Origin of the sequence: Methanobrevibacter sp. (assembly GCF_045120835.1) — an archaeon.
In the GTDB taxonomy this organism is placed as follows: Archaea; Methanobacteriota; Methanobacteria; order Methanobacteriales; family Methanobacteriaceae; genus Methanocatella.
The window spans coordinates 16,301-27,385 of the sequence record NZ_JBGVFE010000010.1 but is presented as its reverse complement, the minus strand read 5'-3'; the positions used below and the strand labels follow the sequence as shown (position 1 = coordinate 27,385).

The following is an 11,085-nucleotide window of genomic DNA, read 5'->3' as shown; positions in this document are numbered from 1 at the left end:
ATTGCAAAAATCGGAATTATAACTGCAGGAACCTCAGACATCAATATTGCCGAAGAAGCGAGGGTCATTGTAGAGGAAGGTGGCTGTGAGGCAATCACATCATATGATATTGGTGTTGCAGGAATTCACAGGCTGTTTCCCCAAATTGCTCATATGGTTTCTGAAGGCGTCAGGGCATTTATAGTGTGTGCAGGAATGGAAGGTGCGCTTCCTTCAGTTGTGGCTGGCCTTGTGGATGTGCCGGTAATTGCTGTTCCGACTTCAGTAGGCTATGGAGTTGGCGAAGGTGGAAGGGTGGCTCTTGATGCAATGCTTCAGTCTTGTGCGCCGGGAATTGCAGTTGTAAACATTGATAATGGATTTGGCGCAGGAGTTTTTGCTTTAACTATTGTCAACAGTGATTAAATGATATATGAAACCTTCAATCCCAAGATTCATGACGTGTCAAGGGTTGCCAGATTAGTTTATGATGTTGATTTTAGAACTTTTGACATGCTTTTCAACTCAAGGGATACTGCCATCGATAGAATCTCCAAAAGTCTTCTGGATGAGGATTATGAAAACTTTCTGGTAATTTTGAATGAAGATGGGGAGATTATAGGCATTCTGATTTATTATGTGGACAGGTTTCCAAGACATTTCAATTTCAAATCGTTAAGATTGCTGATTGTGGATATTCTTGATTATTTTGTTTTGTGTGACGTTGGTCCTGGTGATTTGTACCTGGCCGAATTGGCCATTGACCAATCATTGAGGGGTCAGGGTTTAGGCAAATTGGTTTTAAAAGAACTAATCGATTGGGCAAAATCCGAAAATATTGGCCGAATAATTTTGGATGCTGATTTTAGAAACAAAAGTGCCAAAAGATTATATGAAAAAATGGGATTTAGGGAATTCAATAAAAAAAGAGTAAAAATTGGAAAATTTGAAAGGGGAATGCACAACATGGAGCTGAAATTAGACTAATCCTTATTCTGTTTGAAGTTGTGCACAAGTGTATCAATTATAAAATTCCAATCTTTTTCCCAATTGTCGTATATGTCCATTTTCATGCTAATGGTACGATTTTCCTTAACGAAATAGGTCAGGGAGTATTCATTGCCGCTGGTTACATTTTTATAGAAAATGATTTTTCCGGTATCGTTTTTATCTGTTTTTTGAATTTCGATTTCAGAATCCTTTTTCAGCGAGTCCAGTTTTGCATCGAATTCCTTTGTAGTTGTATCTCCCAATCCTATAATTCTAATGTGGGCGGTGTGATTTTGATGATCTATTAAAATGACATCCTTGTCATCGTTTTTCAGCAGGTTGAATCCGGTGGGCAAGGTTATTGTCATCTCGTCAGCAACGGTAACCGCTTTTCCAACGGTAGGGGATGAACTTACGACGAAATACATGCATCCGATTCCTGCCAGTACGATAATTAAAATCAATATCCATCGTTTATCCATATTTTTTCCTCAGTTTCTTTTTAATTCTTCTTTCTCGTTTGATTTTGGAATAGTTTGCATCTTCAACATAAGCGTCGCAGACCTCGTCGACATCTCCTTCCATAATCAGTTCTCCATTGTCAATCCAGATGCATTTGTCACATATTCTTCTTACCTGGTTGATTGAATGTGAAACCAGCAGGACTGTAACACCATCTGCCATCATGTTATTGAGTGTTTCACCACTTTTTTTCCTGAATTTGATGTCTCCTACAGATAATATCTCATCTATAATCAATATGTCGGGATTTATGAGTGTGGCTATTGAAAAGCCCAATTTCGCTTTCATACCCTTTGAATAGTTTTTGATTGGGACATTTATATAGTCTCCAAGCTCCGAATATTCCACAATTTCATCATATTTTTCATCGATGAACTCTTTATCCATACTTAACAGGGCACCATTTAAGTAAATATTGTCTTTTCCGGTGTAATTCTTATCAAAACCGGCATTCAATTCAAGTAATGGGGCGATTTTACCATTTATTGTAATTTTACCGTGTGTAGGTTCATAAATTCCGGCGATGATTCTCAAAAGAGTACTTTTTCCGGCACCGTTGAATCCAAGAATTCCCAATTTTTCTCCTCTGTTGATTGAAAAGGAGATATCCTTGAGAATTGTGACTTTTTTTGCGCCAGTCTTGTCCCGTTTAATGGTTCGGACAAGATATTCTTTTAACGTATCTACCTTATCGTGAGATGATTTAAATTCCATGGTTAAATGTTCCACTTTAATGGCAACATCACTATTGGGGTCATGTGTGTAGTTTAAATCATTATTTCCTATAATCTTTGTTAATTTATCTTTTATACTCATATAACCCCTCTATAATTCTAAAGTTAATTTTTTGCTGTAAATGTTAAACATCAGAAGTCCGATTCCCAATGTTGTAAATGCAAAGACTGCTATGTACAGTAATGTTGAGAAACTCGGCACTACTCCGTAGACGCATTGCCTGAGGCATGTCATCGCACAGTAAACGGGATTCAGTGAAAATATTAACTGAAACTTGGTTGGAACGATTTCAATCGGATAGAACAATGCGGATGCATATAGCAATACTAATGTAAATACGTTATACAGGTATCCGATATCTGTGAAATATGTGTTGCAGACCGCTAAAATCAATCCTATTCCAAATACCAATATTATAGTTAGGAAAATTGGAAAAATGGAATATATTAGAGTATAGTGGAATGGAGCGCGCAGAATCAGCATAACTCCGAATAATATTACAAAGGATATCAGGAAGTTTACAAATTCATAACATATGGCGCTGACTGGAAACATCCCTCTCGGCACATAGATTTTTTTAAGCAAACGTGCATTTTTCCGGATAGAATTCATTGCGCCTTTGGTACCGTGATTAAATAAATCGAAAATTATCCTACCTGCTAAATAGTAAACCGGATAGTTTACAACATTTTTTCCAAACAGCATTGAAAATACTGCTGTAAAAACTAACATGGTTAGCAACGGATTAAAAAAACTCCAGAGGATACCTAAAACTGAATCCTTATATTTGGATGTCAGGTTTTTTTTAACCAATTCTCTTAATAGAAATTTCTTCTCGGCAAATGTGTCAAACATTATTATAACCACTTTTTTCTATTTTCTGCGTCTTTCAAATTCATCAAAAACATCATCGATTTCAACACCTTTATAGGCTAAAAGCAATAATGTATGAAAGATTAAATCGACAGATTCATAAACTAAATTTTCGTCATTTTTAGAAGCGATCAATACTTCTCCAGCTTCTTCGGCTATTTTTTCAAGTATCTTGTCTTCTGCCTTTTTGTCACTGTCTTGCATGATGTTGGAAGTGTATGAATCAATTGGATTGTCTCTTCTTGATTCCAATACTTCATAAACCTCTCTAATGACTTTGTCGTCACTCATTTAGTCATCACCCTTGGATTCTTGGTCCTGCAAGCTTTCTGTAAGTGCGATTAATGGATGTTTATCATCATCGATGATTTCGATATCGTCGAATGTTTTAATTCCTGCTTTGTCGGCGGTCTTTTCCATACCTAACTTAATGTCCTGTCCCAAGTCAACCACATAGGAGTCAACGGTTTCATATCCTCTTTGCGCTGAAGCCACTGCTCTGTGGTGACCGTCAACCAAAATCCATCTGTCTCCGGTTTTAACGACAATTGCAGGTTCAGCCAATCCTTTTTCCAGTTCATATGCCCTACCTTCAAGCTCGTCAGCATAGACTCTGTCTTGGGTAGGTCTTAATTTATTGGTTTCAACCGGAATGTGTCTTAATGTGGTTTTGATGCCATATAACTGTTCCATTGTCTTTTTGAAGTATTCCACTTTATTTGGAGTTGACCGTTCAATATGGGATCTTACCATATCGGTATTTGTAATGATTCCAACCAATGACCCGTCGGTATCTACAACGGGCATGCGTGAGATGCCTCTTCTAAACATGACTCTTGAAGCGTCATTGATTGATAAATCCTGATTTGCGACAACCAACTTTGTACTCATTATTCCTGAAACTGTGTCTGCCCATTCTTTTGCAACGATATCGAAAGCGGTCACCATTCCCACTAATTTTCCGTCTTTTACAACGGGATAACTGTTGTGGTGACTTTCTTTCATTAAATCAATAATCGTATCAGTTTCAGTATCTGGGGAGACGCTTATAACATCTTTGGTCATGTAATCTTTTACAAAAGATTTGTTCTTTGCCATATGCTCTCCTCCTATTCAATATTTTCTTTTAAAAGTTTTACAGTCTCACCAGGGTCTGCTTTTCCACGGGTTAATCTCATAACCTGACCGACTAGGAAGTTAAGTGAGGCCTTTTGGCCAGCTAGGTAATCATCAACAGCTTTTGGATTTTCATCAATTGCCTGTTTAACGGCATTTAAAACTTCATCTTCATTTACCACACCAAGCAATCCCATTTCTTCAGCAATGGCCTTAGGGGATTTGTCATTGTTTGGCATTTGTTCAATAATTTTATGGGCCGCTTTGGCTGTAATCTCTTTTGATTCAATCATTTTCAGGTATTCGATTAAATCATCTGAAGTAATTCCGCTGTCTGCAAAGTCTAGTTTGTTGTAAGATAAAACTCTTTTAAGTTCATCTCTCATCCATTTTGCAGCAAATTTGGAATCTACTTCTTTTGCAACTTCTTCATAAGCAATAGCCAAATCAAGCTCGGAAGTTAATACTTTAGCTGATTCCTCATCAATGCCATAATCCTCAATGAATCTGTTTACCTTATTGTGAGGCGCTTCAGGCATGGTATCCAATATTCTTTGAATGGTTTCATCAGAAATTTTCATTGGAGGCAAGTCGGGATCGGTAATGAAACGGTAATCGTCGGCATCTTCTTTCATCCTCATACCGACAGTAATCATTTGACTTTCCAGGTAAGCACGGGTTTCCTGTTTAACTTCAACTCCTCTTTTCATAAGGTTCTTTTGTCTTATGAGTTCGAATTTCAATGCTTTGTATGCGCCTTTGATGGAGTTCACGTTTTTCATTTCCACTCTGTTTCCTCCATTGATGGAAATGTTAACGTCTGCTCTCATAGTACCTTCACCACGTGCTCCTCCACTGTATTGTAAAACACGGATTAACTCTTTTAAGAAGTTTCTTGCTTCTTCAGGAGATTTGATGTCCGGTTCGGTAACGATTTCCACAAGCGGAATTCCTGAACGGTTAAAGTTGACAGTACCTCTGTCCGGTTTGAACTGGCCCGGATCTTCTTCTGCGTGAATTTCTCTAATTCTGATTCCGTTCAATTCACCGTTAATTCCAATAGGAACGGAAGTTCTCTGATAACCTGACGGCAAGTCAGGATAATCGTAATGTTTTCTCATGAAATAAATAACATCTTGGTCAATTTCACAGTTAAGCATTAAAGCAATCATCAATGCGTTTTCAAGTGCTTTTTCATTTGTAGGATGTGGTTTTGCACCTGGTTGATTAAGACAAACTGGACAGATGTTTGTATTAATAGGTGCGTCCTGATAATTTGTAGGACAATCACAGAATAATTTTGATTCAGTTTCTAATTGTACGTGGATTTCAAGTCCACACATCATATCGACATCGTCACTAATAATAATTCCTCCATTAGGATAACTTTTTATATTATCATTATATTTGTTAATTTCAATTTATAAATATTGTTAAAAATAGGGGTTTTTAATCGAATTTTAAAAAATAAAAAAAGTGATGAATTAATTTTCGAATTCATCGATTAGCTTTTGTGCTTGATTCCAGTCATTGTGGTCATCAATTTCAGTCCATTTAAGTCCATTTGTTAAAACAAAGTCAATTGGACTGATTTTACTCAATGTTTTGTATGCGAAGTCATAATAATTTTGTTCATCGTCTTCCATTAATTCTTCAAGAATTTCATTAAATTCGGGAATGTCTTTTTTGGCAACTTTTGAAACGCCAATAAATTCGCCGGTGGAACTTGGAATGTCAATTCCTTTTCCAATTTCCTTGATGGTTCCATTGGCTATGCTTTTATCTTCATTGAATGTTTGATTTTCAATTATTAATTTAAATGATTCTTCATTCAAATCCTTGAAGTTATCAACAATCATGCTGGTATTTTCTCTTTCGGCGATTCTTGTAATGATTTCAGGATCAACCACATTGTCCCCATTAATCAGTATGAAATCGTCTAATCCGTTTTCTTCAATATATTTGCTTGCAATGTAGGTTGACACTGATGTATTTGTGACATCGTATCTTTCGTTTTCCAAGATTTTAATGTTAATTGAATATTTTTCCTCCAATTTCGGAGCCAAATCAATTACCTTTTCTTTATTGTATCCGACAATTACGATGAAATCCTTAATGTCTGAGTTCATCAGGTTTTTCATCATTCTTTCAAGCAAGGTCATTCCGTTTACTTCAAGCAAAGGTTTAGGAATGTCCTTTGTAAGGGGCATTAGTCTGGTCCCCATTCCAGCTGATAAAATTACTCCAATCATCATATCACCTATATCTTTTCCCATAATATTTTAAATGCTTTTATAGGGGTTTTTCTTTCAATAATAACGTCATAAACAAAATCTACAATGTCGCTGCGGATTTCATTTTTTTCACAAATGTCTTTAACTGCTCTAATCGAATTTTTACCTTCAAACACGATACCGCTTGCAGCTTCATCAATGATTAGTCTTTGACCGTATAAGATTCCAAGAGTATGGTTTCTGCTCTCGGAGGAAGTGGAAGTTAAAATCAAATCACCGAATCCGCAGTATTCGTGTGCAGTCTGTGAAACTCCTCCAAAGGCTTCGATAATTTTAACGGTATCCTTAAAGCTTTCAGTTAGGATTCCGTATCTTGCATTTTCATTGATGTTCATTCCTTCACATATTCCATTGGCTATTGCATTGATATTTTTTAAAACGCCGCAGAGTTCAATTCCTCTGATGTCATCAATAATCTTAACTTTGAATCGTTGTGTTGTCAGGACTTCCTTAACTTTTTGTGAGTTTTCAGGATTTCTTGATGCAATATTTGTAACTGTCGGTTGATTTAGCATAATTTCAGATGCAAAATTAGGTCCGGACAGTACGACATAATTTTTGTCGAAATATTCGGCTATCAAATCGCCCATAGTTTTTAGGGAGGGATATTCAATTCCTTTTGCGGTTGTAACGAGAATTGTATCGTTGGAAATGACTTCTTTTAAATTTTTTAAAGTTTCCCTAAAAGCAGAAGATGGAATTGCTAAAAATATGATATCACATTCATTCAAATCATTTAATTTGGTTGTTGCTTTAATATTCTCATTCAATTTTTGACTAGGATAATAGTGAGTATTGTATCCTGTATTGTTAATATCATCACATAACTCTTGTTTTCTGACATGTAATAATAATTGTTCTACATTTTCACTAATGGTTTGTGAAATTGCAGTACCTAGAGAACCAGCACCAATAACGCCTACTTTCAATGTCATTATTACACCTTGGTTTTGATTATTAATTAATATTATATAGTTACAATTAGTATTTATTTTTTAAAGATTCTATATATTCCTTTAATTAAATATTATAATTTATTTCATCAGTCATATTTAACTTTTTTACATGATTAAATAAGATTATTTTATATTTTGAGTTATTAATGATAAACTTTATTCCATTTTCCAGTAGTTATTTTCATATTTCATAAATTTTTCAATTGTAATGTATTCTTTTAATCCTAATTCTTTTTCAGTTTCTTTTAAATCATTAAGTGTAAACAAATTTAGGCATTTTCCAATATCAATTCTTTTTAATGTATTCTTTGCATAGGGTCTTTTAGCATCAAGAAATGCAATATTTTCAAGAAATTTTTTTACTAATTTGCTGTTTAGGATTAGCATGGTAATGTATGCATAATCATAATCATTGAATGATAAATAGTAACATCCATCGTCAAGCATAAAAGTTTTTTCACTATATACAAGTGAAAATACAGGGTTTTTGCAAAAACCTGAAATGGCAACTTTATATTTTTTGAAAGAATAGTCCCCAATTCCATAAATACTAAACTGAGGAGTATTTTTATAAATTACACTTTTTCTCTTATCAAAGTGCTCTTTGTTTCTATTCAAATAATTCCATGTTTTAGGGGCTTCTTTTTTAATGTATGTTGTATCTTGTTTTATTTTTTTCTGAGTTATAATGACATATTTTGAACTATCTTTAATGATAGGTTTTTTAAGATCTCCACTTTTCAATAAGGGATATACTAACGTATTTTCAATAATGACCTCTTCATTATTTTTATTTGTTAATTTATTATCTTTGTAACTTAATTCCATTATTTTTGCACAGTCATGTTTAACCCCTTGCCTCCATTCCATTTGACATTTGCCCTCAATTTGGTGAATGTTATCAACATTTGAATAAAATTTATCAGATATAAAACCGAATGCGTATAATACTTTTTCGGGATTTGAAAAATTAGAAACATCACATGTTTTATTTGTTAAGGGTTTACCTCCAAACTGTAGGATAAACAAGCATGTATCTGCGTTAATATTAAAAATTTCTAAAGAATCAAAATTTATTTGTTTAATAAAGCTATAAGGAACATTAGTTTTAATCATTTTTATAAAAACATTTCTTGATGTATTAGTTTGACATATGAATGCGATTGTTGATTGGGTATTTTTAAAAATATTAATCATTTTTGATATAATGGATTCCGTAATGTCAAAATGATTGTTTTTTGCAATATCAAAATTAGATTTAGAATTTATTTTAGAAATATTATCCTCTGTAATCCATGAGGGATTTCCAATAATTAAAAAGGAATTATTTTTATTAATATTATCAAATTTAAATGTTATAATATCTTCATTTTTTAATATAAGATTGGGGATTGTTGTATCAACTTGATCTAATTTTGAAGAATCGATTTCAATGCCATATAGCGGTTTTTCAGGAAAAAATTTTGATGAACTTTTTAAAAAATTTCCAGTTCCGCATGTGGGTTCGATAATAATGTCTGGAGTAATTTTTAAATTATTTTTCAGATATTCACATATCTTGTCGGTGAAGAATAGCGGAGTTTGATAATCTCCGAATTTTTCTTCGTTGTATTTTTTATAATTATAAACTCCATCAATTTCTTGTTCTAAATTAAGAATGTTATTATATTTCAATCGCCATTGAAATGCATTGGAAATTGTTAAATAACCTTGTTTTGGGGGGTTTGATAAGATTTTTTTTGCAAGATTATTTAAAATCTGAGTATCTCCTGGAACATTTTTATCGTTTAAAATTTCAATGATGTCTGATTCATCCGCACCAAGTTCAATCATTTTACGTAATATTTTCGTTAAATTGTAGTCTCCACTTTTTTCGGATTCAATAAAAATACAATGTTTAAAATCAATATAACATTTATTTTCAAAATCATTTTTTTCATAAACAAATATAAGTAGATTATAACCGAGCCCATAAATTTTTTGTTCGATATTTTTAAAAGGAGATGAACTTTGTGGTTTTTTAATAGAGGTTACTTTAATATCGGTGTTAATATTTGAATCAGGTAAATCAATTCCTTTTCCGCTTGAACCTATAGTAACTTCATATTTGTCTTTTAAATAATTCTCAAATTTCTTTTCAATATAGGTTCCAATAGCTTTGCCATCAGTAATTCCAACTAATTTATTATGAGTAATATTACTTTCATGTTTACAAAAAAAGGCAGCTTCTTCTTTTAATTTTTCAATGGTTAATTGCATGGTTTACTCTCCCAATAGGTGTTTTAAATAATTCAAACGTTTGTGATGGTTTGTTAATCATTAGAACTATTTTTTTTCTTGAGAGTGCCGTTATAATAAATATTATGCAATAGGTAATATATACTATTTACTGAAATCTAATTTTAAAAGTTTATATTTATTATTTTAAAAAATTAGGATTTGGTAATGTTAATTAATAAAAATGTGGTGTTTAATATTTATTTTTTAAAGATTCTTTAACATATCGTTTGATAAATTTGTCCAAATCTGGTGAGACTTCACTTTTCTGAGGACCTAATTTGTTTTTATCAGTAAATGTCCCTTTAAGATCTCTTCCTGCCCATTTGACCTCTTCTTCAACTCTTTTTCCATATTTGGTCCCAAACATTTTAAACAATGGGAATTTGGTAATTCCATTGGCTCCGCTTAGAATCAATATTCCGATATTTGCCAAATTGTCAATCCAGGTTCCACAAATTATTTCTATGTTCGGAAATGCCAGTCTCACTTGGGACACGACTTGAGCGTAGTAAAGTGAAGCGGGTTGGGAAGAATCGGCATAAATGGTTTCCTTGTGAGGGTTTAGGGAATAGAAAATTACTCTGTCAATTTTATGATCTTTAATGTAATCTATAATGTATGAAACATCATCCAGTGTTTCTCCAAGACCCAATATTATTGTAATTGCTTTTTTAAATCCTAAATCTCCTGCCACATCTAGCATGCTGCTTATGTCAGCTAATTTCTTGGAGGGGCATACTCTTTCATGAATTTCGGGATTGGCCACTTCAACCGCACCTGTGATTCCTTTGATTTCACTTCCAAATTCTGCCAAATCATCAGTTATTCCAGTATTTAACCAGACTCCCTCTCCGGTAATGTCCTTGATTGTGGATGCAATATCTTTAATTTCTTGGGTTGTGAATGATTCATAGCCTCCTGATAGAAATTCAATATTCCAATCAAGACGTCTGCACATTTCAGCTTCAGCATAAATGTTTAAGATATTTCTTCTTGCCTTTTTTGGGTCTTTGATTTTATTTTTCTGTGTGGACATGTAACAGAAAGCACAGTCTCCCTTATCGCACCACCAGGACAGGAATACTGCTCGCTCAAGGGTAATCAGATTGCCATGATTTTTCAGTGTGATTTCATTGGCTTTCTTAATTTGATCAAATATGTTGGAATCCATGTTAGTATATATGGCTCTTAAAGTTTATATATTAAGATGACTAATTTAATTATGTTGTTGTGGTTTTTTTGAAAAATTCTTCAAAAAAGCACAACCTTTATATACTATGGAATGCATAGTTATTATTACTGTTTAAAGTCTTTTGATTTTTAATCATGGGTTTTATTTG

At 33.4% G+C, this 11,085-nt stretch carries 12 protein-coding genes; 2 read left to right on the top strand and 10 right to left on the bottom strand.

Annotated elements, in window-relative coordinates; all coding sequences use genetic code 11:
* The coding region (gene larB, locus ACJMLO_RS01065; RefSeq protein WP_405293058.1) for a nickel pincer cofactor biosynthesis protein LarB at positions 1-405 on the top strand (405 nt) is incomplete at its 5' end.
* On the top strand, positions 406-966 hold the full coding sequence (locus ACJMLO_RS01060) for a GNAT family N-acetyltransferase (RefSeq protein ID WP_405293056.1): 561 nt from the start codon (positions 406-408) through the stop codon (positions 964-966). It abuts the gene before it with no gap.
* Here the strand turns inward: ACJMLO_RS01060 and ACJMLO_RS01055 are convergent.
* The 10 genes from ACJMLO_RS01055 to ACJMLO_RS01010 all read right to left on the bottom strand — a co-directional run bounded on the left by ACJMLO_RS01055 (position 963) and on the right by ACJMLO_RS01010 (position 10,916).
* Positions 963-1,451 carry a hypothetical protein gene (locus ACJMLO_RS01055; RefSeq protein ID WP_405293054.1) on the bottom strand — a complete coding sequence of 163 codons (489 nt, stop codon included), beginning with the start codon at positions 1,449-1,451 and terminating at the stop codon, positions 963-965. The two genes, ACJMLO_RS01060 and ACJMLO_RS01055, sit on opposite strands and share 4 nt — an antisense overlap.
* The gene (locus ACJMLO_RS01050; protein ID WP_405293052.1) at positions 1,444-2,307 is read right to left on the bottom strand and encodes an ABC transporter ATP-binding protein; all 864 of its coding nucleotides are present in this window, start codon (positions 2,305-2,307) and stop codon (positions 1,444-1,446) included. Before ACJMLO_RS01050 ends, ACJMLO_RS01055 begins: the two co-directional genes overlap by 8 nt.
* Positions 2,308-2,316: 9 nt before the next feature.
* On the bottom strand, positions 2,317-3,081 hold the full coding sequence (locus tag ACJMLO_RS01045) for an ABC transporter permease (protein WP_405293050.1): 765 nt from the start codon (positions 3,079-3,081) through the stop codon (positions 2,317-2,319).
* Between the two features lie 18 nt (positions 3,082-3,099).
* Positions 3,100-3,390 carry a phosphoribosyl-ATP diphosphatase gene (gene hisE, locus ACJMLO_RS01040; protein ID WP_405293048.1) on the bottom strand — a complete coding sequence of 97 codons (291 nt, stop codon included), beginning with the start codon at positions 3,388-3,390 and terminating at the stop codon, positions 3,100-3,102.
* Positions 3,391-4,197: a CBS domain-containing ParB/RepB/Spo0J family partition protein gene (locus ACJMLO_RS01035; protein ID WP_405279595.1), complete on the bottom strand. Its 807-nt coding sequence runs from the start codon at positions 4,195-4,197 to the stop codon at positions 3,391-3,393. It lies immediately after the preceding gene.
* 11 nt (positions 4,198-4,208) lie between these two features.
* Entirely contained in the window at positions 4,209-5,561 is a 1,353-nt protein-coding gene (gene gatB, locus ACJMLO_RS01030) for an Asp-tRNA(Asn)/Glu-tRNA(Gln) amidotransferase subunit GatB (protein WP_405293046.1), read from the bottom strand.
* Between the two features lie 138 nt (positions 5,562-5,699).
* Positions 5,700-6,467, bottom strand: a complete 768-nt coding sequence (locus ACJMLO_RS01025; RefSeq protein WP_405293044.1) for a sugar phosphate nucleotidyltransferase — start codon at positions 6,465-6,467, stop codon at positions 5,700-5,702.
* Between the two features lie 8 nt (positions 6,468-6,475).
* Positions 6,476-7,444: an NAD(P)H-dependent glycerol-3-phosphate dehydrogenase gene (locus ACJMLO_RS01020; protein WP_405293042.1), complete on the bottom strand. Its 969-nt coding sequence runs from the start codon at positions 7,442-7,444 to the stop codon at positions 6,476-6,478.
* A gap of 177 nt (positions 7,445-7,621) precedes the next feature.
* Entirely contained in the window at positions 7,622-9,724 is a 2,103-nt protein-coding gene (locus ACJMLO_RS01015; protein WP_405293040.1) for a hypothetical protein, read from the bottom strand.
* Positions 9,725-9,935: 211 nt separating this feature from the next.
* Positions 9,936-10,916 (bottom strand): radical SAM protein, encoded by a 981-nt coding sequence (locus tag ACJMLO_RS01010; RefSeq protein WP_405293038.1) that lies wholly within the window; start codon positions 10,914-10,916, stop codon positions 9,936-9,938.
* Positions 10,917-11,085 lie beyond the last annotated feature (169 nt).

What these genes read in the sequence shown, in the direction of transcription:
- ACJMLO_RS01015 (WP_405293040.1), bottom strand. Translation starts at nt 9,724, where the DNA reads ATGCAATTAACCATTGAAAAATTAAAAGAAGAAGCTGCCTTTTTTTGT.
- ACJMLO_RS01025 (WP_405293044.1), bottom strand. Translation starts at nt 6,467, where the DNA reads ATGATTGGAGTAATTTTATCAGCTGGAATGGGGACCAGACTAATGCCC.
- ACJMLO_RS01045 (WP_405293050.1), bottom strand. Translation starts at nt 3,081, where the DNA reads ATGTTTGACACATTTGCCGAGAAGAAATTTCTATTAAGAGAATTGGTT.
- ACJMLO_RS01050 (WP_405293052.1), bottom strand. Translation starts at nt 2,307, where the DNA reads ATGAGTATAAAAGATAAATTAACAAAGATTATAGGAAATAATGATTTA.
- hisE (WP_405293048.1), bottom strand. Translation starts at nt 3,390, where the DNA reads ATGAGTGACGACAAAGTCATTAGAGAGGTTTATGAAGTATTGGAATCA.
- ACJMLO_RS01055 (WP_405293054.1), bottom strand. Translation starts at nt 1,451, where the DNA reads ATGGATAAACGATGGATATTGATTTTAATTATCGTACTGGCAGGAATC.
- gatB (WP_405293046.1), bottom strand. Translation starts at nt 5,561, where the DNA reads ATGATGTGTGGACTTGAAATCCACGTACAATTAGAAACTGAATCAAAA.
- ACJMLO_RS01020 (WP_405293042.1), bottom strand. Translation starts at nt 7,444, where the DNA reads ATGACATTGAAAGTAGGCGTTATTGGTGCTGGTTCTCTAGGTACTGCA.
- ACJMLO_RS01010 (WP_405293038.1), bottom strand. Translation starts at nt 10,916, where the DNA reads ATGGATTCCAACATATTTGATCAAATTAAGAAAGCCAATGAAATCACA.
- ACJMLO_RS01035 (WP_405279595.1), bottom strand. Translation starts at nt 4,197, where the DNA reads ATGGCAAAGAACAAATCTTTTGTAAAAGATTACATGACCAAAGATGTT.
- ACJMLO_RS01060 (WP_405293056.1), top strand. Translation starts at nt 406, where the DNA reads ATGATATATGAAACCTTCAATCCCAAGATTCATGACGTGTCAAGGGTT.